The following is a 26995-nucleotide window of genomic DNA, read 5'->3' on the forward strand; positions in this document are numbered from 1 at the left end:
ACAACCTTAAATCGTCGCGGTGACGATGTTGGTGATGATGGTCGGTGCCGCAAACAGGCCGACACCGCTGGCAATCCCGAGCACAAAACCCATGATGCTGCCGCGCACGACACCGGCGACCAGACCGACGATGACAAACACGATGGCAATGATGCGGCCGAGCAAGCCTTCGACCCAGCCAGTCAGCAAGGTCCAGACGTTGTTGAACTCGGTACCGCCGGCACCGGCCATGGCGTCGGATGCCATCAACATAAAAAATAACGATGCCAGGGCTACCAAGACCCCGGTTCGAGTGGACGATTTCATTCAAACGACCTCGATTGTTAAGAAAAGGACAGTTGCCCGTCCGGCCTCGGAAATGCAATTCCGGCGCTTGTTAAGCGGTTGCCCGCTGAATCTCGCAGATGGTGTGGCCTGCGGTGAAAAGGGATGATGGATCAGGGCAATTGTTTGCCTAATCGGTTTGCCGGATTGTCATCTTCAGGGGTATCGACGGTCGGCCGCTTCTCTGACGGACGTTGCTCGATTTGTAAAGGAATCAACGACGAATTGGTTGTCGGTGCCGCCTTGCCGATCATCCAACGCCGGGGTTCCAGTTCGGTGTAGACGTAGTTGGACACCATCAAATCGCCCTCAGCATCTTCCCAAGGCGCGATCCAGATGCGCATCACCTGGGATGGCGTCCGAATCGGCGTGGGATCTTCGATCTTGGGCACGAGTTGTTGTAACGGTGTTGCGAGTGCCGGTTTTGAGATTGGCTCTGATTTCTGGCTATTTTCCGGAGGGGCTTCCGGCAACGCCGTATTGGTCACCTGGTAGGCCTGCGTCGTCGACAGACAGCTGGGTTCGTCCGGCATGCCTTTACAGCCGTAGTCGGTGGTGGCGCAACCGGTGGTTAACACCATCAGCAACAGGCCGATGAAAATCAGGGAATTTGGGTGCATGGGTTTCAAGGCTGTTTCTCCGGTGCATTGGCGTTTTGGGTGTTTGTAGAGGGTGTCGTTGCCAGACTGGGCGACGGTTTCGGTTTATCGGCCAACCAATCGGCTAACACCTCGGGTGCGCCACTGTGCGTGCGGCCGTCAGGAGCAATCAGAAATGGCACACCCTTCAAATCGAACAACTTGGCGGTGACCACGGCCTTTTGCAGTGGCTCTTTGTTGCACTGAACCGGTGGTTCGGTCGGCAAGCCCGCGTAATCCTGTTTCAATAGTCGGTCGCGCACGGTGTCTTTGGCCTTGGTATCGCTGGATCCCAACTGACACGCCAGTTGCACGACGATGTTTTGCGATTCGGGACCGAGGATGGGGACCATCACCAGTTTGAAGGTGTATTGGTCTTCCAAGGCTTGCAGGTCTTTCATGACCTTGCCGCAGTATGGGCAACGCGGATCGATGAATACCAGCACCTGGCCTTTGCCGTGACCAACCGTCACGGCGCCGAGATCGTCAGCCTTGAGTTTCATCCGAGATAGATCGATGCGGTTGGCGATTTTGTCGATATCCGCCAGTTCCTTGATCTCCTGCTGAGTCCAGATGTCCATCAATTTGCCGCCGTAGAAGGCAAAGCGGCCATTGCTGGAAATGAACACCGTCTGTTCGCCGGTTTTGACCATCTTCAGGCCCGAGATCGGCAAGTCCTGCATGCCGTCGATTTTGATCGACAGCAAGCCGGCGGCAATGTCCGAGACCGGCTGCTTTTGCGGATTGGCAGCCATGGCCATGGAGGCACTGAATAGCGTGGCTATCAATAAAGAAATTTGGCGTAGCGTCATAACGACCTTTGGAGTTGGGTTAAAGAATCAGCTCGGCGACTTCAGCTTCAGTGCCGTGCCTTTTTGCACGATGAAGTTGACCTGGCGGGTGGCGTCGACTTCGATGACCGGGTAAATCTCTTCGGCCATGTCCATGTAAAAATGTGACAGGCGTTCCATGGCGTAACCGGCGCCTTTTAACGCACCGCCTTCCATCGACTGCGAGGAAAACGCGCTTTGAAACGGTGTAGTACCGGAAAGCGCCCCCAGACCGCCGGTCATCAATATTGGAATCTGATTGCGGCCGAAGGCATCGGAAAAGCCGCGCAGGAAGCCCGCCATCATGGATTGGGCGAGTAGCGCGCCTTGTTTGGAAACGACGCGGCCACGTACACCGTTTTTACCGTCTTCGCCGGTGGCGTAGGCATTCATCGGGACTTCGATTACGCCACCGTCCTGGCGTACGCAGGAAAAGGTCTCGCCGCGAAAATAGGCGCGCTCGGCACTCAAATCTCCAAAGCCGGCGGCCAGCAGAAAGCACTCGCGCACATCGGCATGGAAACGGTTGGGCAAGATGGCTTCCTTCTTGATCCGGAACAGCACCGGCATGGGTTCTTTCTTGGCTTTGCGGCCGGTCGGGGCATCGAGACCATTCAACAACACACCGGTTAAAATGCTGCCGGCAGGGATGAAGACGTCGCTGTTGGCGTGGCCTTGCTGCGGCCGGGCGTGAGCGTTGGTCGGGGCTGCGTCTTTGTCTTTACCATTGGCGAGGTCGGTACCTTCCTGGATAACCCGAATCTGCATCGCCGCCGGCGCCTGGCTATTGGCTCGTGCTCCTGAGACGCCGGTATTGCTAGCAGTCGGTGCGGGAATAGCGGCTTGCTCGAACACGCGATTGAGATCGTCTTGCCCGTTGTCGAACGGCAACTTGCTCGGGCGGCGGTATGACGGTCTTCCCGGTGCCGTTGGCTCCACGGCAGGTTGATTGGCGTCGCCAGGGTTGCCAGCCACTGCCGTTGTAGACGCTTTGTTCTTCAACGTCTCAACTTCACCGGTGACCGCTTGAAGCTTGGCTTCATAGGCTTCCCGCTCAGCGGTGGTCCATTGTTTGAAACGCGTTTCGTCGGATTGCTGTTCGCGCTTTTGTTGTTCCTCGATAGCCGCCAGACGGCGGGCTTGTTCCTCGTTCTTCTGCAGCAGGTCGCGCAATTGCGCAGAAATGCCGTCGATACCGAGCGAGCGAGGATCGCTATCAGTCAGAATATGTTGGATGGTCGCTTGTTTACTCAGCGGCTTGCTGACTTCCGGAGTGACGGTGGCCAGCGCGATGATGACGGCCAACAGCACGGTACCTATGCCGCCGACAGCTAAATTACGTTTGGCGCTCGGGCTCAAGCGTGTCCACCAGGACTCGACGTTGGCCATTACCGTTGTCCTCCATTTAATAATGAAGGACGCAAACTGACTGACGCCTCAGGTAATTGGCGGACCACGACATACAGTTCAGTGGCTTCCTGCGGTTTCAGCACCACGTTGGGCCAGACCGAGACGGCGAGTACGTCCTGTTGGGTGGTCGCGCAACTGCGTTCGTCGAACTCGAGCATGTCGCCGCCGGTATTTTTGGCTAGTCCCACCAGAATCAGCCTGTCCTGGCTTTCCAGAACTTGTCCGGTTTTAATCTGCACGCGGTCTTGCAGGCAGCGAATTTGCTCCTGGGACTTCGGTTCGCGTAGTGAATAACCGGCCGGGGTCTTTTGCAAACCCAAATCCCGAAACAGCGCTTTCAGTTGGTTGATGTAAGCTTGTTCCTGCTGGTTGGAGGAGCGACTCGCACTATCGGTGCGTTGCCATTGATTCAGCAACTGATAGCTGTCCTTATCCAAATCAAGATGGATTTCCCGTGCGGGGATCCGTTTGGGGATCAGGGTGAGCGACAAGGCAATGTCCTGGTTATCACCTGGCGTGATGTATAACGTGACCGGCGTTTCGTCGGCCGTGGCGACATAGACTATTTTGCCTTTGGTACTGGTGGTGGCTTGGCTGGTGGTCGTGACCACCGGATGTTCGAAGGGCGTGACCAGGCGATTCAAATGGCCGACTGCAATGGGCATCAGTTCGTTGATGCCGGGTTTGACCGCGATGTGCTGGGGACCGATTGAAGTGGCTGATGCTGAGTTTGACGCCGCCGCTTGTTGTTTGGCGGCTTTCAAAACACTGGCATCAACCGGTGGTAACTCGATGCCAAAATCGGGCTGCGACGAGACAGCCGGCTGTGATGGGGATGAGGACGACTCTTCGGCTACGGTGGTGACCGGTGGTAATACGGTTACCGGCAAATCATCGCCGGCCCAAGCGCCGTTGGCGAGCGAAAGTAATAACCAAGGGTGCAACAATCGTTTCATGGTTGAGCCTCATGCGGTTGGCCTTGGCGGGCTTTCAAGCGGGCCAGGGTTCTGGGAGAGTCCGGATACACGTCGATGTATTCCAGCCGTGGCCGATAGTTTTTGATGGCGAAAATGAATTCGTAGGTACGGGGTTTGATGTCGGGTTTGGAACTGGGGCCTTGGCTTTTCAATTCGCCGCTGACGAAGACTTTGTTAGTCTCGGCTTCGTAATCGACATGACGCGGGGTGAAACTGATCGCGACCCGGTCCATTTTGATGGCCTTGATTTGATCGCTCATGGCATCCAAGACACTGCGGTAAATATCCGGCGCCAACAACGGTTCAACCGCGGTTTTCAGAAAGTCGGCATTGGCCGGCGTGGTGTTGCCGAGGAGTTCAGCCAGGAATAAGCCCCAAGACTCTTTGAACTCGCTGGAAGCTTGGCTGCGCGTGACTTCGACTTCCTGCGTCAAGCTCGGTGGCACCAGAATGATGCTGCGTTCGGTGCGCCAGGCAGCCAGCGAGGTGATTACGCAAACGACCAGCAATCCAATAATGATGACGCGGCTAAACCGGTTCTCGGTCTCGTGCCCATCCCAGGTTTGCAGAAAATCCGACCATCTCATGGCAGAAACCGGCGGATGTAGGGATTGGGAATGGTCTGTGCGCGACTGGGCAACAGGCCCAGCCAGTACAGCGCATGCAAGGTGTAGCCATCAGGCCGGTTGTCGCGAAAACGTCGGTAAAACTTGACCGCGATGAAGCCAAGCGCCAAACCGGGAATGAACTGATCGATCAACATACCGGTGAGCATGCTGACCATGAAAGGCACGATCTCGTCCGCGCTCCACAGCAAAATGTGGATCGGATCGTCGATCGATTGGGGAATGGCAACGGGTTCCATAATGACCTCCAGTTGGGATGGTCATTATTGTGAAGGGGAATTTGAGAAGGGCTTTTGCAGCTGACGACGAATTTGCGCTCAGCTTTAAAAATTGACGGCCGGTTGAGAGTTCTAAACTTTATCGCCCCTCAGTTTGATCGCGGATGCAGAACTCTAGGAGGCTAAACTTGCTTCAACCGCACCGTCAATCGGCCATTTACAACCTCAGATCGCTCAAACTGGCATGATCGTCGGGACGGCGGCCCAACTGCCAGTGGAACAAGCGCTGTTCTGCCTTGATCGGCAAATCGTTGATGCTGGCAAAACGGCGCTGCATGAAGCCTTGCGGGTTGAATTCCCAGTTCTCGTTGCCGTAACTGCGGAACCACTGGCCGGAATCGTCGTGCCATTCGTAGGCAAAGCGCACGGCGATGCGGTTGTCGGTAAACGCCCATAATTCCTTGATCAAACGGTAATCCAGTTCCCTGGCCCATTTGCGTTGCAAAAATTCGCGGACTTGTTCGCGGCCCTGCGGAAATTCGGCGCGATTGCGCCAAAGGGTGTCTTCGGTATAGACCAGGGCGACGCGGTCCGGGTCGCGCGAGTTCCAGGCGTCTTCGGCAATGCGGACTTTTTGCGCGGCGGTTTCGGCGGTGAAGGGTGGGACGGGGGCTTTGATTTCTTGGGTCATGATGTTTCTCCGTGATGAAAGGGTGATTGATTTAAGCTTGCCACATGCCCGGCATAGCAACATAACCAGGCAATGCGCGAATGCGTTGGAACCAGGCGATGATGTTGGGGAAGGCACCGATGTCCAAACTGCCTTCCGGCGCCAGCGCCAAATAGGGGTATACAGCAATATCGGCGATGGAAACTGAGTCACCGACCAGCCAGTCTTGATTTTGCAGATGGCGGTCGATAATGCCCAGCACTTTGTCGGTGGTTTGCCCGGCCGCTACCGTATCGATAGGACTACCGAATTTGTGGTGTACCCGCAGTTTGGCAGGACCGTGGAAGATTTCATTGGCGGCGGTCGATAGCCAGGCGGCGATTTGTGCGAGCTGATAGGCATCGTCCGGCCACCATTTTTCGCAACCATAGCGTTTGGCCAGATGCACCAAAATGGCCTGGCTGTCGCGAATGATCAGGCCGTCGTCATCCAGCACCGGCACCTGGGCGAACGGGTTACGTTGTAAATAGTCCGGGCTGCGCTGCTCGCCGCAGCGCAAATCCACGGCTTGGGTTTGGTAGGGCAACCCCAGCAAGCTTAACAATAAGCGGACTTTATGGCAGTTGCCGGATAGAGACATGTCGTACAGGGTGATCATGCTGGACTCCTTCGGTTAAATGAAACTTTCAAATTGCACCCGTTCATCGGCCATACCGAGCTGGCGGGCGGTTTGGCGTACGCTGTCGATCAGGCGGGTTGGGCCACAGACATAGATGACGGTATCGGCCGTTGCCTTACCCAGTAAGCCTGGAACGTCCAACCGGGTCGGGTTTGGCGCTCGGCTGAAATAAAACCGGCAATGCTCGGGAAACTGCCGTTGGAATTCTTTGATAAAAGCCATTTCCTGCGGCGCACGCCCAGTGTAATGCAGTTGAAATGCCGTACCCCGTGCGGCCAAGGTTTCGGCCATGGCTTTGATGGGGGTGATGCCGATGCCGCCGGCGATCAATAGCGCCGGGCGCTCGTCTTCGTGCAGCGGGAAATAATTGTCCGGCCCATCGACGTTGAGGCGGGCGCCGATCTGCCAGCCGCCGTGCAATGCCAATGATCCGCCTTCGCCGTTCTCCACTCGCAGCACCGCTATGCGGTAGCAATCCTGATTGTCCGGTGCGTCGGTCAGTGAATAAGTACGGCTGGTGATCGTGCCGTCGGGCAGCGCGATCGGCACGCGCAAATGTGCGCCGGCTTGGTAAGTGGGCAACCGTTCGCCGTCGGCATGGCGCAATTCGTAAGCGCGAATCCGTGGCGTCAATTGCCGGATCCCTCCGATGGTCAAGGGCAACACACCATTTCCCAAAGCTACGGGTGTTTGCGGTGCTACCGGGGCAGTTTGTTGCTGCTGCCGAGATTGGGCCAATAGCGCTTCGACTTCGTGTTGGCTGTAGCGCGACGTGATGTACTTGGGACAATTCCAGTCGAAGGCTTCGACCCGAATGACGATGCCACGCTCGACTGGGGCGCGAAAGTCGGGCAACTCCAGCTTGGCCAGCAGTTCCGGTTCACTACGTTCGTTCACCACCCGCGCCCGGCCCCAGATTTTCAAGCGTTGTCGGCCTGGATAGTCCATCAACAGTAAGCTGATCCGGTCGTCGCCGCGTAAATTGCCGACCGAAAGGTATTGGCGGTTGCCGCTAAAATCGGCGTATCCGATAGTTTGTTCATCCAACACTTTCAAGAATCCCGCCGGCCCGCCGCGATGCTGCACATAGGGCCAACCGGATTGGCTCACGGTGGCTTGATAAAAGCTGTCGCGTTCGGCGATGAAGGCTTGCTCGAACTCACTCAGCGCGACTGTTTCGATATCGCCGAGTTCGGCCGCCCGGTAAGCCGTGCGACTACCCATTTCGGCTTGTACCGCTTGGACGTCGGGGGTGAAGCTGATCTTGGCAAACGCACGGGCCATGGTCTTTACTCCGGACGGGGTGAAATGTTGACGGCTACTCTGGCACAATCATCCATCGTATTGAATAGTCATTATTGGTAATACCTTATTCCATTTAGCAGAATAAACCGGGCCAAACGCTATCCTTGCACTTTGCCCGGTTAGGATTTAGGCGGCTTGTTTTAACGCGACTTTAGGGAAATCAATGTCAACCCGGCTGGCTTTGCCCAAGATATTGGTCAGGATATTCATGCCGACATGCGTGATCACCTCGACGATGTCAGCCTCGTTAAAGCCGGCTTCATGCATAGCCTGTAATTCGGTATTGGTCACCTCGCCTTTGTGCTCGACCAGGGCGCGGGCGAATTTGACCGCCACCGCCGCCTTGGCATCCTGGCTGGTACCGGCCCGATTGGCCTCGATTTCCGCCCCGTTCAAGCCGGCTTTGCGGCCGATGGCGGTATGGGCCGAAAGGCAGTATTCGCATTGGTTCTGTTGTGCCAGTGCCAGCGCGATGCGCTCACGGGTAGTAGCGTCCAGCGAGCCATGGTTGGCGATGTGATGCAAACCGAGGAAGGCCTTCAAGGCATCCGGCGAGTGGGCGAATACACGTAAGAAGTTAGGCACCATACCCAGTTGGTCCTGGATGGCTTCAAACAGGGCACGTTGTTCGATGTTGGCGGTTTCGTTGCTGACGCTGGTAATACGGCTCATGATATTTCTCCAAAAAATGAAATGGGTTTTCGTTTGCCTGAATGAAATTCAACAGGCGGGTACAGTGTGATCTATTGCGAAAAAATAAAGAATACCTAAAATATTCAATTAACTATTCCGATCAGTGGAATTACAAGTGGACAGATTACATTTGATGAGCGTGTATGTGGCGGTGGTCGAAGCCGAAGGCTTTGCCGGCGGCGCGCGCAAATTACACATGTCGCCTCCGGCCGTAACGCGGGCGGTAGCTGCCTTGGAGGAGCGCCTGGGTGTTAAGTTGCTGAACCGCACCACCCGCTATGTGCGGATGACCGAGGCCGGCCAGAAGTATTACGACGACGCCAAACGTATCATTGCTTTGGCCGATGAAGCCGACGACGCGGCGCTCGGCATCAACGCCGAACCGCGCGGCCAACTCACGGTGACAGCCTCGGTATTGTTCGGGCGCTTGTTCATCATGCCGGGCATTGTCGAGTACTTACGCCGCTACCCGGTGGTGGAAGTCAATGCGTTGTTCGTCGACCGGGTGGTCAACATGTTGGAAGAAGGCGTGGATGCGGCGATTCGCATCGCCGATTTGCCCGATTCGTCGTACCGTTCGCTGCGGGTTGGTTCGGTGCGACGGGTATTGTGTGCCTCGCAGGATTATCTGGCCGAACACGGTATCCCGCAGACACCGGGCGATTTACTAAAGCACCAAATCATCCTCGCCCGCGGCCTGAATCCGAACAATGAAATGCGCTTTCAATACGATGGACAGGTACAGGCGGTCAAATTGCAACCGCTATTGAGCGTCAGCGACAACGACTCGGCGGCCAGCGCCGCCATAGCCGGATTGGGCATCACCCGTCTGCTGAATTATCAAATCGCTGAGCCGCTACGGACCGGCCAACTAAAAATCGTGCTCGGCGAATTCGAAAGCCCGCCGGTCCCTGTGCATATCCTGCACCGCGAAGGCCGTCACTCGTCTGCGAAAATCCGTTCGTTCGTCGATTTAATGGCTGAAAGGCTGCGGGCAGAATTGGCCTTGAATTGACGAACGGTTGTTAACTTTTCCGGAACGTTCCGGGCGATACCCCAAAATGGCGTTTGAAGGCCTTGCTGAACGCCGGCACCGACTCGTAACCGCTTCGTTCCGCTACGCGCTCCACGGTCATATTCGGCTCCATTAACCAGTGAGCAGCGATTTGCAAGCGCCATAGTGTCAGATATTCGATGGGCGAATGGCCGATCAAGGCAGCAAATTTTTCCGACAACACCGACTTGGAAACGCCGGCCTTGGCGCAAAGTTCGCTGAGCGTCCACGCTTGCCATGGGGACTCATGGATCAGGGTCAGAGCATTGGCCAGGCGTTTGTCCTGCATGGCGGCAAACACGCCCTCGCGTACCAAATCTTGCTCGATGCAATGACGAATCGCCAATACGAACAAACTATCGCATAAGCGCTCGATGACCGATTCGCTGCCGAAACGCGGCGCCGAGGTTTCGCCAATCACCAATTCTAGCAATCGCGTCAGGATCGTTCCGGCTTGGCGTTGCCGGATCACAATTTCGGCCGGCAGCGCCTGCCATAACAGGGATTTTGGTGCGGCCAGTTGAATTTCTCCGCAGACGAAACCCACGTCACCTTCAGCCCACGGGGCCATTCGGGTGTCGCAATCGTTATCCGGTAAATCCTCGGCGCTGTACGACAAAAAATGCCGCGCGGCATGCGGCAAAAACAGAATCAAATCGCCGGTATCCAGCGGCAATGGCTCAGGCCAGCGCGGCGAGTGGACAAAGCCGCGTCCCTTGCTGATCAAGTGAAACCAGACCGAGGTTTCCGAATTATGGTCCATCAACCAGCGCCCGCACACCCCACCGGAGTAAACCAATTTGGCGTGCAGATTCAAGCCATTGATCAACGGCGTCAAGGCATCCATCGTTTACTCCCGGAATATCGGACAAGCACGCCGGAAGTGCTCGCATGGGATGAAGCGGTGGTTTTTCTTAACCTATTGCCGTCGAAACGATTTTGCATCGGCAATACACCTCATGTTTTAAATTAAAGGAGAGACAGCATGTCCCAATTCAAAATACATTCTATCCAGACAGCACCTGGCATTGCACAACCACTGCTGGAAGGATCATTAAAAAAATACGGCTTCGTGCCCAATTTGCACGGTGGTTTGGCAGAAGCGCCGGCGGCTCTGAAAGCCTACATCGATTTGACGGCCTTGTTCGATCAGATATCGTTTAGCCCGACCGAACGGCAAGTCATTTTGCTGGCCGTCAGCGTCGAAAATCATTGCACTTACTGTGTCGCCGCGCATTCGATGATTGCCAAACACATGGTCAAGGCCGATCCGGCGATCGTCGAAGCCCTGCGCAACGGCAAACCGCTATCGGATGCCAAAATGGACGCTCTGGCCAGCTTTACCCGCGCGGTGGTGAAAAACCGCGGCGCGGTTTGTGGCCAAACCCTCGACAAATTCATCACGGCAGGCTATAGCCGGGTGCAGGTATTGGAAGTGTTGCTGGGCGTGGCGTTCAAAACCTTGAGCAACTACACCAACCATATTATCGATACCCCGCTGGATACCGCATTCCAGGCCGAAGCATGGGCTGAACCGGCGCAATCCAGCAGCGCAAAATGTGCTTAATGGTTTAATTGCTTCACCGTAGACCAGATGCGCCAGTTCCTTGTAATTGGTGCATTTTGGCTTTTTTGTATGCGTAAACAGCGAAAGAGCGCTTTGGGGCTTACCTTTCGAGTTAGCCGTTTGCCAACTGTAAATGGCGCAGCCAGTCCTGATAGGTATCCACGTCCCATTGACTATCCAGTTCGTAAACCTTCAAGTCCAAGGCGTTGGCTCGGCGGCGGGTGACCGACATAACCTGGTCATGCCCCCAGGTCATGTCGCTAAACAGTCTCGGTTTTAACTCGTTTAAGCCGATCATGACGTAACCGCCATCGTCGGCCGGTGCGATGACTGCGTCATGCTCTGCGTGTAACTTTACCAATGCTTGATATAAATCATCGACGCTAAGACTGGGGCAGTCGCAGCCCATCAACACGGCGTGTTGGTATCGGCCCAAGGCATCATCGAAGGCGTGCTGCATGCGTTCGCCCAAATCGTCGCCCTGCTGTGACTTTAGGGTAAGCGGATAGCGGTGCGCGCAATCCTGAAAAAAGTCATGGCTGGTATCCGGTGCGCAATGCAGTTCGACCGGACACAATGGCTGGCGAAAGGCCCGATCTAGCGTCATAGTGGTTAGCTGCCGATGGGCTTGCGCGGCTTGTTCCGCAGTCAATGCCGGTTGCAACCGGGTTTTGACCTGACCGGGAATCGGCGCTTTGCAAAAAATCAGCAGTACGCTGTCGGCAAATGGATAAACCATGGGTCAGCGCTTGCGCAAGGGTCGAAACGGCATGGCTAATAACTGAAAGAAAGCCAACTCTTGTCGGTCTCGGAACCCGTTCAAGCCAATAGCTATCTCGGTTTGTGGTTGCTGTGATTGATGGCAGTAGGTCTGGAACAGACGATCCCAGCACGATAAAGAGAAACCGTAGTTACTATCCGTTTCTGCCTGCCGGGCGGAATGATGAATCCGGTGCATGTCCGGCGTGACCAATAGATAACGCAGTATCCGTTCCAAAAGCGGCGGCAGGCTGACATTGCCGTGATTGAACAGCGCGCAGCCATTCAGAATGATTTCGAACGCAATCACGGCCGTCGGATCGGCGCCGAGTGCAACCACTAGCAACACTTTGTAAGCCATGGACAGCATGATCTCTAAGGGATGAAAACGCACCGCAGTGGTGGTGTCGAAATCAAGGTCGCTGTGATGCACCTGATGCAGACGCCAGAACCATTGCCAACGATGGGCCGCGACATGCTGTGCGTAAATCGCCAAATCCAATAAAAGCAGGCTGAGCGAAATGTTCAGCCAATCGGCTACGGGCAGGTTGTTGAACAGGCCAAGCTGTTGTTCCACTGCCCAGTTCGCACCCAACCAGGCCGCCGCGCCGATGCTGATGCGCATCACACCGACATTCAATGCCGCCAAACCGAGATTGATAGCCCAGCGCTGGCTGCGCGGGAGGCTCAAATGCCGGGTAGGACTTAGCGCTTCCCAAATCGCCATCAACAACAAAATGCCGATAAACACGCCAAAGCGCAGCATGACTTCCATCATCGTCTCCCGTAATACCGCACGGCCAGATCATCGGGATCGGCACCGAAAAAATACGCCAAGCGTAGCCACCACATCAGCAGGATGGTTTTGCATATGCCGTGTTGTTGCCAGCGTCGTGCCGAAGTCAGCACTTTGGCCTTTAAACAACAGGGTTTACCGTGTTTTTTCAGCTTGCTGCTGATGGCTATATCTTCTATCAACGCAATCGCCGGAAAGCCGCCCACCGCTGCAAATGCCGGTCGGGTCATGAACAACGCTTGGTCACCGGTGGCAATGCCATTCAGCCGCGAGCGCTGATTCATCATAAAGGCTATCAATTTGAAGATGGGCTTGGGATTGTCGAATGCCACATCGAAACGCCCCCAGTGGAAACCTTCGGTTACGGCCTGGCTGATCAAATCAATCACATTATCCGGCAATCGGGTATCGGCATGTAAAAACAGCAGAATCTCCGCATCAGCTTGCAAAGCGCCGGCATTCATTTGTATGGCCCGACCGCGAGCAGCGAGTATGATCTTATCGACCAGAGATTTCGCAATCTCCGGGCTGTCATCATGACTGCCGCCGTCGACTAGCACAAGTTGGCAACGGTCACGAAGTACCTGCAAAGCCCGTAGTTTGCCGGCGAGATGTCCGGCTTCGTTGAGTACCGGGATGATGAGACTAATTTGGTAAGTCATGTTTTGAAACTTATCTCTCAAGCGTTGCGCCGCCAAGCGTGATAACGGCCCAGCCATTCCAGTACGCGCTGGGGCGCGTGATTGCGCTTCCAGACACCCGCTACATATTTATTGGCTTCAGCCAGGGTGGGATAGATGTGAATGGTGCCGAGGATTTTATTCAAGCCGATACCGTGTTTCATCGCCAGCACGAACTCGGCGATTAAGTCGCCGGCATGTTCGCCGGCAATGGTGACGCCCAGAATTTTATCCTTGCCGGGCACGGTCAGCACTTTGACGAAACCGTGTGCCTCGCCGTCGGCAATTGCCCGGTCCAGGTCGTCGATGCCGTAGGTAGAGACTTCGTAAGCGATATTCTGGGCTTGCGCATCCTGTTCGTTGAGGCCTACGCGGGCCACTTCCGGGTCGGTGAAGGTCGACCAGGGAATCACTGAATAATCGGTACGGAATTTCTTGAACTGGCCGAACAAGGCGTTGACCGCCGCATACCAGGCCTGATGCGCGGCGGTGTGGGTAAACTGATAAGGGCCGGCCACGTCGCCCACGGCGAAAATGTTGGGGTAATTGGTTTGCTGAAATGGGTTGGTGTCCAGCGTGATGCGCGGCGACAAGGCAATGCCCAATTCCTCGACACCGTAGCCTTTGATGTTGGCGGCGCGGCCGATGGCCACCAGTACTTTGTCGAAGGCAATTTTGACCGTTTGCCCGTCGTGCTCGGCCAACAAAACCTTTTCGCCGTTTTCGACGATGAATGCCTTGGCGGTATGGTTGACTCGCACGTCCACGCCTTCCCGACGAAACCGCGCTTGTACCAGCCCGGATACCTCACTATCTTCCCGCGCCATGATACGCGGCGCCATTTCCACCTGCGTGACCTGGCTGCCCAGGCGGGCGAAGGTTTGCGTCAATTCGCAACCGATCGGCCCGCCGCCCAGTACCAGCAAGCGTTTGGGCTGTTCGCGCATCTGCCAGACGCTGTCCGAGGTCAGATAGTCGATTTGCTCGATGCCGGGAATCGGTGGCACGAACGGCTGAGCGCCTGCGGCAATCACGATCGATCGCGTGGACAGCGTTTTGACGCCATATTCCGTACTAACTTCGACTTCCCAAGGCGAAACGATTCTGGCGCTGCCCTGGATCACCTCGACGCCCAGTTCCGTGTAACGCTCCACCGAATCGTGTGGTTCAACCGTTTTGATCACTCGCTGCACCCGTTCCATCACCTCGGCAAAATCGAAATCGGCGGACGCTTTGGCAATGCCGAATTCCGGCGCGCGTTGGATGTGCGATAGAAGCTTGGCCGAGCGAATCAAGGCCTTGGACGGCACGCAGCCGGTGTTCAGGCAATCACCGCCCATCTTGTGCTTTTCGATCAACGTGACTTTGGCTTTCACGGCGGCGGCGATATAGGCACTCACCAGACCGCCGGCGCCGGCGCCGATCACGATCAGGTTGTTGTCGAACTGCTTTGGTTTGCGCCAACCCTTATAAACCTTGCGGCCTTGCATGAACGCCAACAGTTTTTTGGCCAACAGCGGAAATACCCCCAGCAAAGCAAACGAAGCCAGCAGCCCCGGCGACAATATCCCGGACAGTGAATCGATTTTGCCGAGTTGGGTGCCGGCATTGACATACACCACGGTGCCGGCCAGCATGCCGATTTGGCTGATCCAATAGAAGGTCCAGGTTTTCATCGGCGTCAATCCCATGGCCAGATTGATTATGAAAAACGGAAACAACGGTACCAAGCGCAGGGTAAACAGATAATAGGCGCCATCGCGCTGCAGACCGGCTTCGATGGCCTGTAATCGCTGGCCGAACCGCGCTCTGACCCAATCGCGCAGTAAAAACCGCGCGGCCAAAAAAGCCAGCGTCGCGCCGATGCTGGAGGCGAACGACACCAACAATGTGCTCCAGAACAAGCCGAAAACCGCCCCGCCCGCCAAGGTCAGTACCGCCGCGCCCGGTAGCGACAAGCCAGTCACCGCGATGTATAGCAAGCCGTACAAGGTATAAGCCAGCAGCGGCTGGTTTTGCCGATACTGCTCGATGGCGGCTTGCTGGGCCTTGAGGCTTTCCAGCGTCAGCAGGTGATGCAGGTCCAGGCTAAAAAACAGGGTAATGCAAAGTGCTAGAGTCGCACCTAAAACCAGCTTACCGCTTTTCATGGTGAGCTTCCCATCAATGCGCCGCCGCAACTGCTGCCCTGGCTGGCCGTGCAGCCGTAACAGTGGGCGGCGGTGGCGATGCGGCCTTGGTGCAAATCGATGCCCGGCAAGTCGCGAATGTGGACTTTCGGCTTCTCGACGGCACCGAGCGGCAGATCCAGCATTTGGTTGAAATCGCAGTCGTAGACGTAGCCTTGCCAGTCGATGCTCAAGGTGGAAAGACACATCAGGTTGTCCAGATTGCCGGGCTGAAAACTGTTTTTCAACAGGGTCATATAGGCTTCGAGGCGTCCCTGGCTCAGCAGCTGGCTGCCGAAGCGCTGGATCGGCATGTTGGCGATGGCATACAGGCGGTTGAAGACGATGCCGTAGTGGCTTTGCAAATGCTGCTTGTACGCGTGCTCCAGTGTTTGCTGGTCGGGCGGCAAACCCGCGTCCTGTGGATTGAACACCAAATGCAGCGCCAAGTCGCTGTCCGCTTGGCCGTAACCCAGCCGGTTCAGGCGTTTCAGCGCCGCCAGACTGTCCCGGAATACGCCTTTGCCGCGCTGTTTGTCGACATTGTCTTCCAGATAACACGGCAGGGAGGCGATGATTTCGACCTGTTGTCCGGCTAAAAATTTGGCCATGTCCTGGTAGCCTTCGGCTTCCAGGATGGTCAGGTTGCAGCGATCGATCACAGTCATACCGCAGTCGCGCGCCGCGCGCACCAAATAACGAAATTCCGGATGCATCTCCGGCGCGCCCCCGGTCAAGTCCAGCGTCTGAACATTGTTCGCATCCGCCAACGCCAGGACTTGTTCGATGACGTCATGGCTCATCAGCTCCGTCCGCTTGGGGCCGGCATTGACATGGCAGTGTACGCAACTCAAGTTGCACAAATAACCCAGGTTGACTTGCAGGGTCTGGAGTGGCTGCCGAACAATTTCGGGAAAGTCGCTGTGCAGTAAAAACGGTTTGCTGTCTCGCATATTAATCCTTGGAAAACCACAGGTCGCCGTAAGCGGCCGAAGCGGTGCGGCCGCTATTATCGGTGTCGGTCATGATGGCGACGGCATCGATAACGGTGATATCTTCGCCAAACAAGCGTTTGAAATCGGCCCGGATGTCGCGTTTTTCATGCTGCCAAGTTTGAAGAGGGGCTTCCGAACCGCGCAAAGCCAGCATCATGGCATGATCACCGGCAAAGGCATTGGGCCAAATCCTGTCCTTTTGACTATTTCCGGCCCAAACGTAATTGATGGCCCTGGTCTGCCAAAATGCCAGACCGCCCTTGACGACGACATAGACGCGGGCAGCGTAATCGTCGCCGGGCTTGCTCTGTTCATTCAAGCCGGTCAACGGCTGCGACACGCGCCAGGACCAATTCAGATAAGGCGTTTGGGTTAAATCGACGCGTTGCTCCTTGAATAAACCGGAACCGGCGGCATGGCTCTCGGCCGTCAATGCCATCAAGCCATCGATGGCTAGTAAACGATAGCGCGTTTCGCCTTTGAAGCTTTTATGCTCCCAACCGTCCAGACAGCCGTGGCTGAAATCGCCTATCGGCAATACCGATTCAGCGAATCCAGGTCGGTGCATCAGTAAAATACCTAAAAACAGCAGTAACTTTTTCACTGTTCCGCCGATACAGGCAATGTGCGCCGTTGCAGCCAGACATCGACACTGAATAGCCCGCTGCCGCTGAGCGTTAGCGAGCCAAGCATAAACAGATACATCAACGGCAATTTGTAGTTGCCGAAGCCCTTGTCGCTGATGCTGTAGCCTTGCCATAGTTCGGTCAAGGTGTGCCATTCGGCAGGCCAATGCGCGGTGGTGATGGCGACGATGGTCAAAACGGCCAGCGCCGCGCTGAAAAACCGGGTCATGAAGCCCACAATCAAGGCGATGGGGGCGATGATTTCCAGCCACAATGCAAGTTGCCAGTTGAATTGGGCCGGCAGCAGGTTGAAGGGGAACGGAAAGCCCATCTCTGCAAACCAATTGTCGCCGCCGAGTTTTTCCCAGCCGGCTTCGCCGAATTCGTAAGCCAACAGCAGCCGCAAAAACAAGGGCGCCAGGGGCTTGGCGCTTTGTTCCAGCCAGCGGTTGATTTTGCCGGGTGCCCAACAGATGACATCGACGCAGCCCGCGATCAGGCAGCCTGGACAAATGTGGTTGGATTCCGATGGTGATGACATGGGTGTCTCCTTAAGATAATGAAAGCGGCCGGCTGTCCACGATGGCGCCGCGCTGATTGAGTTCGGCGAGGGTTTGCAGGCCGAAACGCATGAATTGGCTCAAGGCGGCTGGCGGCAAGTGGCCGCCCATTTCGGTCAGGGCCTGTTCGCCACTAAGCCCGCTGTTTTGCAGGCGTTGCACCAAATGCGCGGTGGCCGTGCTCAAGGCCACGAATTGCACTTGGTCGTGGTGGTCGCGAAAACCCAGGATGTAGGTGATGTCTTCCGGCACCTCGGTCGGCAGATAATCCGGGCCGATATCTTCTACCGACCATTGATAGGTCAGCAGTTGCATGACCGGCACGAACACCGGCACGGCCCGTAACAATTGTTCGGCGGTCAACATATTGTGCGGCAGGTCGACGGCTTCGGCGATCGACAATTGCAGTTCCACCCATTCGAAATGCGCCAGATCGGCCAGGAACGGCAGCTCGGGGTCTTCGGGCCTAGTCTGCCGCAGGTAATGCACGAATTCATCGGGTATCCGCCGGTAATAAGGCGTGCGGCAGGTATGGCCGGCAATGAATTCCAGCAACAGTTCGCGCCAGGCGGGTGGCGTAAGAATGCGGTTGATCACCGGAAAACAGGCGCTCAGGCTTTCGTCGAATTTGTTGTACAGCAGCTCGGCGTAAACGTTCAGACGTTCGGCAGCGAAGCCTTGCGGCGGGCAGGCGTCCACGGGGTTGCGCAAGTAGTTCAAGAACGCGCGTTGCTGGGATTGGAAGGCCTGGTTGGTCATGCGGCGGCTTCCAGGGTTTGCGTTTGCGTCCGTCCAATCCCGTGCAGGGTTTGCAGCGTGGCGATGCGTTCGACTTCGCCCACCAAGGTTTCCAGCGGCGGGATGTTGCTGTCGCGCTCCACCAGCGTCGGGAAAACCCCGAAATGTTGATAGGCTTCATCCAGCAGTGCCCATACCGGCTCGATGGTTTTCTGGCCGTGAGTGTCGATGATCAGGCCGGATGGTTCCATGTCGTGCCCGGCCACATGGCCGTAGACGATGCGTTCGCCCGGCAAGCCGCGTAGAAAGGCCGAGGCGTCATAGCCGTGATTGACGCTGTTCACATAAATGTTGTTGACGTCCAGATGCAGATAGCAATCGGCTTCCTGCAGCACCGCGTTGATAAAGCTCAGCTCGTCCATTTCGGCATGCGGTGGCTGCACATAATAGGAGGCGTTTTCCAAGGCGATGGGCCGATCCAGAATATCCTGGGTCTGGCGGATACGGGCGGCGACATGTTTTACTGCCTGCTCGGTAAACGGGATCGGGTATAAGTCATAAAAGTGCCCTTCGTCGCTGCAAAAACTTAAATGTTCCGTGTACAAGGCAAAATCGTGGTCATCCAGAAAGGCCTTAAGCTCCCTTAAAAATTGCGTATCGAGCGGCACCGGCCCACCCAGGGACAACGCCAACCCGTGCGCCACGAACCGATAACGCTCGGTCAGGGCGCGAAATTGTTTGCCCAGCGCGCCGCCGACGCCTATCCAGTTTTCCGGTGAGACCTCGAAAAAATCGATGCAGTCCGGTTTGTTTACCAGCAAGGCCGGCAGAAGGCTTCTGCGCAAGCCGAGACCGGCACCGTTTAAACCGAAAGGATGTTGAACAGACATCGGCGCCCCTCCGCTGGCTTATTTCGCCGTTTTACCGCTGCAGCCCGCTTCCGGCATTTTGCCGCTACAGCCGCTTTCCGGCATTTTCGCACTGCAACCGCCTTCGGCGCCTTTCATGTCTTTCATGTCTTTCATTTTATTGGCACCGCATTTCCCCTCGCCGCATTTCCCTTCGCGGGTCTTGCCGCTGCAGCCGCCTTCGGCGTTTTTATCGGCCTGCGCCAATTGTTGCGCCGGATTGACGCTGGACATGGCAAACGGATTTTCGCCGGCTTGAATCGCCGGTGCCGCGCTCAACAAGCCGGATGCAATCGCGCCGCCCAAAGCCAAAGTCAGATTTTTTTTGTTCATGGTGTTCTCCAGTGGATTAATGAATAATCAGGACAAGCAACAATGCCTTCCTGCCTTATCAGTCGGAGTCCGTTTGAATTCCTTACAAAATTTTTCGGCCTGTAGCCGCACGAAGTCAGCACTAAAAAATTTCATCCCGTGTTGTAAGGAAAGGCGGTTAAGTTGCGACTTAATCAATGGTCAAGTCCGATCCAGATTGATTCATCGAACAAGGACACGCTATGAAAAATACTCATACGCAGGATTTACTGCATACGCTCTACAGCATGGCCTTTCTGGTCGAAGCCCGCGATCCTTATACCGGCGGGCATTTATGGCGGGTGTCGCAGTATTCGACGCGGCTAGCTTTGGCGTGCGGGTTTGCAAAACAGGACGCTGTGGTTGCCGGGCTAGGCGGCTTTTTACATGACTTGGGCAAGGTCGGCGTGCCGGACAGCATACTTAACAATACCGGTAAGCTTAGCGATGCGGAATATGCTGTTATGAAAACCCACCCAGCCTTGGGCGCACAAGTATTACAAGGGCATCCTTTGGCGCCTTTGGCGATGGATGCGGTGTTAAGTCATCATGAGCGGATTGATGGCTTGGGCTATCCGTTCGGATCAAGAGGCAGAAAGATTGCGGAATCGGCTCGTATCGTCGGCATTGCCGATGCCTTCGATGCGATGACCAGTACCCGACCTTATCGACGAGGAATGCCCCTAGCGATGGCGATTGAACAAATCGAGGTGAATTTGGACAAGCAATTTGATCTGCATTTCGCCCGTCGTTTCATCGAGTTGGCACAATCCAATGAACTGGATGGCATTATGGGCCACAGCGACACCGGCATTCCGATGCGCGAATGCCCAATGTGCGGACCGGTTGTGGTGGTGCATAAACACCAGAAAGCCGGCGACAAGGTCTTCTGCCGGGTGTGTGGCAACGGCTTTGCTTTGGAAAAGCAGCAAGGCAAATTGGCTCTGAAGCCAACCATGCAAAAAGGCAGCGCAGCGGATTTACAAGCCCTGATCGATCATGATTTGCTGGCAAGATTGCTGGAGGAATCGCTGCCGTATTTACCGGTCGGTAGTGGCAACGGCAAAAGCTGGCTGCGGCGGCTGCGGGACAAGTTGTGAATCAGATTTCGCCGCAACACCCGGCCTGTTTGCCGTGTAACTGTATCGGCGGACAGGGCTCGCTACCATAGGAGCAGAACACGCAACAATCGCCGGGCTTGGGTTTTAACAGGGTATGACAGCCCTGACACTCGTAAAACCATTGTCAGGCATCGCTGGGCAGGGTCTCGGTTTCGCGGTGCCCACAGTGTGGACAGGTCAGTGTAGACACCATGGAGACTGCGCTGTTAACCATTACAAAGCCTATGATTTCTTGCCTAAATGGTTTTGCAATTGTTCCGTGTAGCGATGCGCGGCTTTGCGGATGAATTGGGATTGGCTTTGGAAGTTACGGCAGCGGGAACACATCATCACATGCAATCCAATCGCCAGTCGTTCGCTAACGCTGAGTTTCTTGTCCAGGCCCTGAGAGACCAGGGCGGTAATATCGCGACAACTACGCATGACGTTGCTCCTGTTTTGCATTTGATGGATTGAACCAGCGAATTTCCAGGCATTCGCGCAGCCGCAATCGGGCGCGGTGCATGGTGACCCAATAATTGGCGTCGCTGATACCGGTTTCCTGGCAGACTTCCTCGGCTTCCAGGCCCACCAGTTCCCGCAGCATGAATACCTGGGCCATTTTGGCCGGCAGGTTGTTCTGGCAAGTTTCGTAAATGGCCCAGAATTCCTGTTGCTTGAGCGCCGCTTCGGGATCGTTCCAGGTGGTGGGGCCGCCGTTCCAGTGACCATTGCTCATGAAAAACGCGTCTTCGTCTGCTTCGTCCTCGCCGTTATCGATTTGATCGAAGTCAGAGGTGACAACTTCACGGGCGCTACGCCGCCAGTGGTCGGCAATTTTGTGTTTCAAAATACCGATTAGCCAGGTGCGTAACCCAGCCTTGCCTTCGAAGTTTGCCGAGGATTGCCAAGCGGCCAGTAAGGTCTCCTGCACTGCGTCGTCGGCGAGTTCGTTATCCTTCAGTTGCAGCAAGGCATAGCGAAACAGCACCGGCCGGTGTTCGGCCAGCACGGCCTCGTTTAAAGTGGATGCCTTGGCGGGCACGCTTTTCAACAACATGCGCCGTCCGCTTGGGTGATGGTGCTGCGCGGCCCCAGCACGCAATCGAACAAACCAAAGTGTGTGGATTTATCGCCCAGCACTTGAAAATGCCGGCCATAACGACTGCCGGACAGCATATCGGCGGTGTTGCCGCAAACCCTGAGCGGACGGCCGGTTTCGAAATGATGGTGATCGTCCAGCTCGAAGCTGTGCGGGTGTTGCTCGATGCTGCCTAAATAGACCGCGACTTGGCCAAAGTCTTCGCAGCGATCCTCCAGCGGCATTTTAAAAGCGCGCACAGTTACCGAATCGAATTTGACCATGCCGATTTTGCCGAATACCTCGGGGTCGTCGAGGCTGATCGTGTTTTGTTTGACCTTGCGGACATCGGGACAACCCAAGTCTTGCAAGATGCGCCGAAAGTCCTCCCAGTACAAGGCGCCGCCCAGGCATTCCCCAAGTAGAACCGGGTCTTGGCGCAATTCGCTGGGAATGCGGCGGTCGGCAAACACGTCGGAGAAATACAGTTCGCCGCCCGGCTTCAGTACGCGGAAGATTTCCGCCAGCACTTTGGGTTTTTCCGGGGACAGGTTGATTACGCAGTTTGAAACCACGACGTCGATGCTGTTATCGGCAATGCCGATGGTGTGCAGGTTTTCGATATGGCCGTTCAGAAATTCCACGTTGGCAAAACCAAAGCGTTCGGCATGCCATTCGCGATGCCGCACAGCAACTTCCAGTTGCTCCGGTGTCATATCGACGCCGATCACCCGGCCTGTCGGTCCGACCAATTTTGACAACAAATAACAGTCGCGCCCGGTGCCGCAGCCCATATCCAATACCGACATGCCTGCCAATGCGGGCGGCAACGGCGAACCGCAGCCGTAAAAGCGTTCCAGCACTTCCGGATGCAAGCCGGCCAGCAAGGCTTTTAGATAAGTCGGCATGGCGTCGATACTACAGCAGGCGCTGGTTTTCAGGTCGCTACTGGACTGCAACACCTGCCCGTAATAGTGCTGGACAGATTCGCTGATTTCGAGGGTGGTGGTCATGGCTGATCCTAAATAAAAATTATTGAAATTGGCTGGCTGTGTAATACACCGCAGCGGCACAGATGGCCGCACAGGGCAGCGTCAATAGCCACGATAAGGCAATGGCTGCAATCATAGACCTATTGGCCTGGCCGTTCACCAGGCCAATGCCGAATAGCGAGCCAACCGATACATGGGTGGTGGAAACCGGCATGCCCAGTTTGCTGGCAAAAATAACCAGTAATGCCGTCACCAGATTGGCGGAAAGCCCCTGGTCGTGGCTGATGGTCGTGATTTTGTGACTCATGGTCTCCGCAACGCGTCGCGCATTGAATATCCCGCCCAACACCATCGCAATGGCGACCGCGATAATGATTCCGTGTAGATCGAAACCCGGCGCCAATAACAACAACGCGGCAATTTTTGGCGTATCGTTCAGGCCGCGGGCAAAGCAAACCGCGCCGGCGCTGCAAACATGCAGGCCGTCGCGCAGGCGTTCAAAATTGAAACCCCAAATCTGGCTTGCTTGGCGCTCGGCGCAAGCCTCTTGACGATCGAGGCTTGGCGACGGAATCAATGTCGAATCGAGCGCCATGTCCATACTGACGTTACCGGCCAGCGCCAGACTGTCCGGCCTTTCAACGCATAAACACCAGTCGTTATGGCTTGCCCGACCGCCAAGCCACAGCTTAAAACCTCGATGTAGGAGCCCGGCCGATAATAACGCCACGAGCGGACTGAGTAGCAACGGCAGCATAAAATTGCTCAGCAAAGGCGCCAGACTGATGTTGCCGGAGGTCGCCAACAAGGTGCTGCCGGCCATGGCGCCCAATAAGGCATGGGTCGTGGAAATCGGAAAACCGAAACGGGTAGCCAGAATCACCGTCATTCCCGCGCCGCCCGCAACGGCAATCATGAACGGCAGCGTGTGGATCAAATCGTCGGGTGCCAGACCTTTGCCGGAAAATTTGACCAGTAAGGTCTGGGCTAGAAACAGCGCCGCCATCGAGCCCGCCAAGGTCGTCAGCGTGGCCCAGGCCAACGCCTGTCGAAAACTGACGGTGCCGCTGCCGTATAAGCTGGCCACCCCTTTGAAGTTGTCGTTGGCGCCGTTGGCATAGGCCAGAAAGCAAACGCCGAGGAATAGCAAACTTGTCAACATCGGTAACGCTCCTATGATGAAATCGACTCTATGGTCATGAGTCGTCTGGGGAGCGTGAAACCTTACAAAAAATTTATTTGTTGCTTATTCGCGACCAAAAGCCGCAACCCAATCGGGACGAAGTGAAAAGTCCAAAAAATGCACGGTCGAAACATATTCCTATGGGTAAGACCAGGGCGGAAACAATAGCTCAAAACCATTTCCTGACCCAAAACCGGCGGCCCCAATACAAAAACAACGGAAACAACCCCCACCATAGAAAATGTTCAACTGGGCCGGTGGATTCTCCAGCAAAAGGGACGAGATAAAATGGCACCACCGTTACCCACAATATTGAAATAGCGACGGCAATGCGGTTTTTATTATCTAACTGACCCAACCAATTAAATATGCCTTTCATAAAATGGTCTCCTTTGATCTAGTCATCTTCGGGACGAAACCAGAATGCACGCATAAAAGACGCGATGACGATAACAATGGCGAGGACTACGCTGGCCCATATAAAAGCAGGGATGTAGCCGATGATGATCGCGCAACTCACCAGGAAAAAGCCCAGCAGACTAAACTCCCAGCCGACATGATAACCGTTGAGCATGGCTGACAACCCTAATACCAATAAAATGACCAAATCAGCCGCGACCCCTGATAGTTGACCAGATTTATTCAGAAATAACGCAGCAGCTACGACAATAATGGTATGCAGCCAGTGCATAGCTTGAGCCTTAAGAATCTCGCCAAAATTCGCCTCGCTGCTTTTTGACTGTAGCCAAGCTACGAACACCGATAACAGTCCAAACACAAAAACCATCAATAACCAATAACCATAGCCGTCGTCGGGATTGAAGTTGGTGATGTAAATACCAGCCAGAGACAACACAATCAATAGGATGAACACGACTTGTTCGATCACAAAATGTCGCTTGCCGGGATTGGCTTCAGTCATGATTTCATCGTCGTACATGCGTTGGGTTCCTTATTGAAGAGTGAATGATTATTGAGGCTGTTGCGAAATTAACTTGGTGGCCGCATCGTCGACTTTGGAAAAGTCAACACCCACACTGATGACGAAGCTGGAGGCTTCCTCGAATGTCATGGTGGATTTGACGATCTTGGAGCGATGTACCATGACGGTAAACCCGGAGGTGGGGTTGGGAGATGTCGGCACATACAGCACGTATAGATCGCCCATTTGGTTGGTGACATAGGCTGGTACCCATACGCCATCCTTTGGATATTCCACATAAACCACTTCCCGAGGGGCGTTTTGCCCATCCCCGGAAAAAATGCCGATCAATTTTTTGCTGACGCGGTAAACCGTGCTCAGAATTGGCAGTTTTTCCAGATAGGCTTCCAGCAAACTCAGCATGTAAGTCTTGCCGTTGCGGATGCGATAGCCTAAGAAACCTAAGGCCAAAATGGTGATGGCAAACAACAAGGCGGTGATCCAGTAGTTCTCGTAATAACCGTGAACACCGCGAAAAACGTCGCGCAATAGTCGCTCAATAAGCACTACGATCTGTACTACGACCAGAATGGGCAAAACCGATAGCGTGCCCAACAGGAAATAATCGAAAAATCTTCGCATGGTTTCTTTCATGGTTAAGCCCTCATCAAGTTGAATCAGTTATTATTTGCTCGACAGTTAAAATAGTCCGCCGTTCATCAGGAAATGCACACCAATACTGCTCAAATACCCTAAAGCAATCACCGGAGCCCACTTCAGATGCGTCATAAAGGTGTAAATGCCCTTGGCCTGACCCATTAACGCCACACCCGCGGCAGAACCAACAGATAGCAAGCTGCCGCCCACGCCGGCGGTCAAGGTCACCAACAGCCATTGGCCTTCGGACATTTCTGGATGCATGGCCAGGATCGCGAACATGACCGGGATGTTGTCGATCAAGGCAGAAATGACACCCACCAAAACATTGGCCGGTGTGGCACCGAGTTCACCGTAAAGGAAACCGGATAAATGATGCAGATAGCCGATGAAATTGATACCGCCCACGCACAGTACCACGCCGTAGAAAAACAGCAAGGTATCCCATTCCATACGGGCTAAATGATGAAAAATGTCAAAGCGCAAACTACCGCTATCGTCCGGCTCGGCATTATCGTCGCCATATAAAGGATCGACGCCCAGTTCCGGTTCGTCCTGGTGGGTGATATGCAGGAAATAACCGAACATTTGCAGGTAAGTCAGACCGGCCATCATCCCTACCGCGGCGGGTAGCTGAAGATTGTTTTGGAATAAAACCGCTGTCAGCACCGTCATCAGAAATAAAACGACGATGCGTTTTGCACCGCGGCGCGTGGCAGTTCTGGCGCGAATCGACGCCGGTTGTTCCTTGGGAACGGCAAAATGCATCAGAGCCGCCGGAATCAGGAAGTTCACCACCGAGGGCACGAACAGTTTGAAAAACGTCCAAAACTCGATGACGCCTTTTTGCCAGACCATCAATGTGGTGATGTCGCCGAACGGACAAAACGCGCCGCCCGCGTTGGCCGCTACCACCGTATTGACGCAGGACACGCCAACAAATTTTGCATTGTCTTTACCGACTGCCATCACTACCGCGCACATCAGCATAGCGGTGGTCATGTTGTTGGATACCGAAGATATGAAAAAGGCCAGGATGCCAGTTACCCAGAACAATTGACGATAACTCAAGCCTTTATTCACCAACCAGGCGCGTAAACTGTCGAACACGCGCCGCTCTTCCATAGCATTGATGTAAGCGATCGAAACGATCAGGAACAACAACAGTTCGCCATAGTCCAGAACATCATGCCGAATCGCAGCCTGCGCCACCGATGACAGCCCTCGATCCTTATAGACCAAGGCTATCGCCACCCAAATCAGCGCGGCCGCGACCATCATCGGCTTGGATTTGCGCAGTTCGAGCACTTCCTCCAAAACTACGAATACATAGGCGACGGTAAATAAGCCTAAGGCCAAAAATCCAACCCAATGCCCGCTTAAATCCATGGATTGCGCTACACTTTCGGCTAGGACAAGGCTTGGAAATAAAAACAGCCCCGCACCTGTTAATGAGCCGAGCAAAATCGTTGTTAAATGTTTCATACA

The 26995-nt window shown here is 55.1% G+C and carries 34 protein-coding genes; 3 read left to right on the forward strand and 31 right to left on the reverse strand.

Going from position 1 to position 26995, the window contains the following annotated elements:
- Window positions 1–6: 6 nt before the first annotated feature.
- The 11 genes from traA to A1355_RS14825 form a co-directional block, all read right to left on the reverse strand.
- Window positions 7–306, reverse strand: coding sequence for a TraA family conjugative transfer protein (gene traA / locus A1355_RS14775; RefSeq protein ID WP_020482839.1), 300 nt, complete (start codon window positions 304–306; stop codon window positions 7–9).
- Window positions 307–437: 131 nt separating this feature from the next.
- A complete protein-coding gene (locus A1355_RS14780) occupies window positions 438–944 on the reverse strand; it encodes a TraV family lipoprotein (RefSeq protein ID WP_157197902.1) in 507 nt (168 codons plus the stop codon).
- A gap of 5 nt (window positions 945–949) precedes the next feature.
- Window positions 950–1774: a DsbC family protein gene (locus A1355_RS14785; RefSeq protein WP_064029464.1), complete on the reverse strand. Its 825-nt coding sequence runs from the start codon at window positions 1772–1774 to the stop codon at window positions 950–952.
- A gap of 27 nt (window positions 1775–1801) precedes the next feature.
- Window positions 1802–3181 (reverse strand): TraB/VirB10 family protein, encoded by a 1380-nt coding sequence (locus tag A1355_RS14790; RefSeq protein WP_064029467.1) that lies wholly within the window; start codon window positions 3179–3181, stop codon window positions 1802–1804.
- A complete protein-coding gene (locus A1355_RS14795) occupies window positions 3181–4158 on the reverse strand; it encodes a TraK domain-containing protein (protein ID WP_064029469.1) in 978 nt (325 codons plus the stop codon). The genes A1355_RS14790 and A1355_RS14795 overlap by 1 nt, the downstream gene beginning before the upstream one ends.
- Window positions 4155–4766 carry a TraE/TraK family type IV conjugative transfer system protein gene (locus tag A1355_RS14800; protein ID WP_064029471.1) on the reverse strand — a complete coding sequence of 204 codons (612 nt, stop codon included), beginning with the start codon at window positions 4764–4766 and terminating at the stop codon, window positions 4155–4157. The genes A1355_RS14795 and A1355_RS14800 overlap by 4 nt, the downstream gene beginning before the upstream one ends.
- Entirely contained in the window at window positions 4763–5044 is a 282-nt protein-coding gene (gene traL, locus A1355_RS14805; RefSeq protein ID WP_064028648.1) for a type IV conjugative transfer system protein TraL, read from the reverse strand. Before traL ends, A1355_RS14800 begins: the two co-directional genes overlap by 4 nt.
- A gap of 196 nt (window positions 5045–5240) precedes the next feature.
- Window positions 5241–5714 (reverse strand): DUF1348 family protein, encoded by a 474-nt coding sequence (locus A1355_RS14810; RefSeq protein WP_064029473.1) that lies wholly within the window; start codon window positions 5712–5714, stop codon window positions 5241–5243.
- Between the two features lie 31 nt (window positions 5715–5745).
- Window positions 5746–6351: a glutathione S-transferase family protein gene (locus tag A1355_RS14815; RefSeq protein ID WP_064029475.1), complete on the reverse strand. Its 606-nt coding sequence runs from the start codon at window positions 6349–6351 to the stop codon at window positions 5746–5748.
- 15 nt (window positions 6352–6366) lie between these two features.
- Window positions 6367–7656, reverse strand: a complete 1290-nt coding sequence (locus A1355_RS14820) for a pyridoxamine 5'-phosphate oxidase family protein (RefSeq protein ID WP_064029477.1) — start codon at window positions 7654–7656, stop codon at window positions 6367–6369.
- A 147-nt stretch (window positions 7657–7803) separates the two neighbouring features.
- Window positions 7804–8349, reverse strand: coding sequence for a carboxymuconolactone decarboxylase family protein (locus A1355_RS14825; RefSeq protein WP_064029480.1), 546 nt, complete (start codon window positions 8347–8349; stop codon window positions 7804–7806).
- A 136-nt stretch (window positions 8350–8485) separates the two neighbouring features.
- Between A1355_RS14825 and A1355_RS14830 the strand changes: the two genes are divergently transcribed.
- Window positions 8486–9385, forward strand: a complete 900-nt coding sequence (locus A1355_RS14830; protein ID WP_064029586.1) for a LysR family transcriptional regulator — start codon at window positions 8486–8488, stop codon at window positions 9383–9385.
- Window positions 9386–9395: 10 nt separating this feature from the next.
- Here A1355_RS14830 and A1355_RS14835 read toward each other — a convergent pair whose 3' ends face one another.
- On the reverse strand, window positions 9396–10271 hold the full coding sequence (locus tag A1355_RS14835) for a helix-turn-helix transcriptional regulator (protein WP_064029482.1): 876 nt from the start codon (window positions 10269–10271) through the stop codon (window positions 9396–9398).
- 138 nt (window positions 10272–10409) lie between these two features.
- Between A1355_RS14835 and A1355_RS14840 the strand changes: the two genes are divergently transcribed.
- Window positions 10410–10991, forward strand: coding sequence for a carboxymuconolactone decarboxylase family protein (locus A1355_RS14840; protein ID WP_064029484.1), 582 nt, complete (start codon window positions 10410–10412; stop codon window positions 10989–10991).
- 112 nt (window positions 10992–11103) lie between these two features.
- Here the strand turns inward: A1355_RS14840 and A1355_RS14845 are convergent, their stop codons facing one another.
- From A1355_RS14845 to A1355_RS14890, 10 genes are read right to left on the reverse strand one after another with little or no spacing between them, the layout of a single operon-like run.
- Entirely contained in the window at window positions 11104–11730 is a 627-nt protein-coding gene (locus A1355_RS14845) for a TIGR04282 family arsenosugar biosynthesis glycosyltransferase (RefSeq protein ID WP_064029486.1), read from the reverse strand.
- A gap of 3 nt (window positions 11731–11733) precedes the next feature.
- On the reverse strand, window positions 11734–12528 hold the full coding sequence (locus tag A1355_RS14850) for a sterol desaturase family protein (protein WP_419866217.1): 795 nt from the start codon (window positions 12526–12528) through the stop codon (window positions 11734–11736).
- Entirely contained in the window at window positions 12525–13208 is a 684-nt protein-coding gene (locus tag A1355_RS14855) for a TIGR04283 family arsenosugar biosynthesis glycosyltransferase (RefSeq protein WP_064029491.1), read from the reverse strand. Before A1355_RS14855 ends, A1355_RS14850 begins: the two co-directional genes overlap by 4 nt.
- A gap of 17 nt (window positions 13209–13225) precedes the next feature.
- A complete protein-coding gene (locus tag A1355_RS14860; RefSeq protein ID WP_064029493.1) occupies window positions 13226–15376 on the reverse strand; it encodes an FAD-dependent oxidoreductase in 2151 nt (716 codons plus the stop codon).
- Window positions 15373–16347, reverse strand: a complete 975-nt coding sequence (gene arsS, locus A1355_RS14865; protein ID WP_064029495.1) for an arsenosugar biosynthesis radical SAM (seleno)protein ArsS — start codon at window positions 16345–16347, stop codon at window positions 15373–15375. Before arsS ends, A1355_RS14860 begins: the two co-directional genes overlap by 4 nt.
- 1 nt (window position 16348) lies before the next feature.
- A complete protein-coding gene (locus A1355_RS14870) occupies window positions 16349–16993 on the reverse strand; it encodes a DUF3047 domain-containing protein (protein WP_064029497.1) in 645 nt (214 codons plus the stop codon).
- Complete coding sequence (locus A1355_RS14875) at window positions 16990–17556, reverse strand: DoxX family protein (RefSeq protein WP_082885558.1); 567 nt, start codon at window positions 17554–17556, stop codon at window positions 16990–16992. The genes A1355_RS14870 and A1355_RS14875 overlap by 4 nt, the downstream gene beginning before the upstream one ends.
- 10 nt (window positions 17557–17566) lie before the next feature.
- The gene (locus A1355_RS14880) at window positions 17567–18334 is read right to left on the reverse strand and encodes a DNA-binding domain-containing protein (RefSeq protein WP_064029499.1); all 768 of its coding nucleotides are present in this window, start codon (window positions 18332–18334) and stop codon (window positions 17567–17569) included.
- Window positions 18331–19203, reverse strand: coding sequence for a DUF692 domain-containing protein (locus A1355_RS14885; protein WP_064029501.1), 873 nt, complete (start codon window positions 19201–19203; stop codon window positions 18331–18333). Before A1355_RS14885 ends, A1355_RS14880 begins: the two co-directional genes overlap by 4 nt.
- Before the next feature lie 18 nt (window positions 19204–19221).
- Window positions 19222–19554, reverse strand: a complete 333-nt coding sequence (locus A1355_RS14890) for a hypothetical protein (protein WP_064029503.1) — start codon at window positions 19552–19554, stop codon at window positions 19222–19224.
- A gap of 221 nt (window positions 19555–19775) precedes the next feature.
- On the opposite strand from A1355_RS14890, the gene A1355_RS14895 reads away from it, so the two are divergent.
- Complete coding sequence (locus A1355_RS14895; RefSeq protein WP_064029505.1) at window positions 19776–20672, forward strand: HD-GYP domain-containing protein; 897 nt, start codon at window positions 19776–19778, stop codon at window positions 20670–20672.
- Between the two features lies 1 nt (window position 20673).
- Here A1355_RS14895 and A1355_RS26190 read toward each other — a convergent pair whose 3' ends face one another.
- The 9 genes from A1355_RS26190 to nhaD all read right to left on the reverse strand — a co-directional run bounded on the left by A1355_RS26190 (window position 20674) and on the right by nhaD (window position 26992).
- Window positions 20674–20907, reverse strand: coding sequence for a GDCCVxC domain-containing (seleno)protein (locus A1355_RS26190; RefSeq protein ID WP_082885559.1), 234 nt, complete (start codon window positions 20905–20907; stop codon window positions 20674–20676).
- Window positions 20908–20915: 8 nt separating this feature from the next.
- Window positions 20916–21116: a zf-HC2 domain-containing protein gene (locus tag A1355_RS14900; protein ID WP_064029506.1), complete on the reverse strand. Its 201-nt coding sequence runs from the start codon at window positions 21114–21116 to the stop codon at window positions 20916–20918.
- Window positions 21109–21732: a sigma-70 family RNA polymerase sigma factor gene (locus A1355_RS14905; protein WP_064029508.1), complete on the reverse strand. Its 624-nt coding sequence runs from the start codon at window positions 21730–21732 to the stop codon at window positions 21109–21111. Before A1355_RS14905 ends, A1355_RS14900 begins: the two co-directional genes overlap by 8 nt.
- Window positions 21723–22766 (reverse strand): methyltransferase domain-containing protein, encoded by a 1044-nt coding sequence (locus A1355_RS14910; protein WP_064029510.1) that lies wholly within the window; start codon window positions 22764–22766, stop codon window positions 21723–21725. The genes A1355_RS14905 and A1355_RS14910 overlap by 10 nt, the downstream gene beginning before the upstream one ends.
- A 19-nt stretch (window positions 22767–22785) precedes the next feature.
- A complete protein-coding gene (locus tag A1355_RS14915; RefSeq protein WP_064029512.1) occupies window positions 22786–23907 on the reverse strand; it encodes an inorganic phosphate transporter in 1122 nt (373 codons plus the stop codon).
- Between the two features lie 190 nt (window positions 23908–24097).
- Entirely contained in the window at window positions 24098–24307 is a 210-nt protein-coding gene (locus A1355_RS25285) for a hypothetical protein (protein ID WP_157197899.1), read from the reverse strand.
- Window positions 24308–24325: 18 nt separating this feature from the next.
- On the reverse strand, window positions 24326–24868 hold the full coding sequence (locus A1355_RS14920) for a hypothetical protein (RefSeq protein WP_064029514.1): 543 nt from the start codon (window positions 24866–24868) through the stop codon (window positions 24326–24328).
- A gap of 30 nt (window positions 24869–24898) precedes the next feature.
- Window positions 24899–25504, reverse strand: a complete 606-nt coding sequence (locus tag A1355_RS14925; RefSeq protein ID WP_064029516.1) for a DUF502 domain-containing protein — start codon at window positions 25502–25504, stop codon at window positions 24899–24901.
- A gap of 45 nt (window positions 25505–25549) precedes the next feature.
- Window positions 25550–26992: a sodium:proton antiporter NhaD gene (gene nhaD, locus A1355_RS14930; RefSeq protein WP_064029518.1), complete on the reverse strand. Its 1443-nt coding sequence runs from the start codon at window positions 26990–26992 to the stop codon at window positions 25550–25552.
- Window positions 26993–26995: the final 3 nt, after the last annotated feature.

The sequence above is a fragment of the Methylomonas koyamae genome (assembly GCF_001644025.1).
GTDB lineage: Bacteria > Pseudomonadota > Gammaproteobacteria > Methylococcales > Methylomonadaceae > Methylomonas > Methylomonas koyamae_A.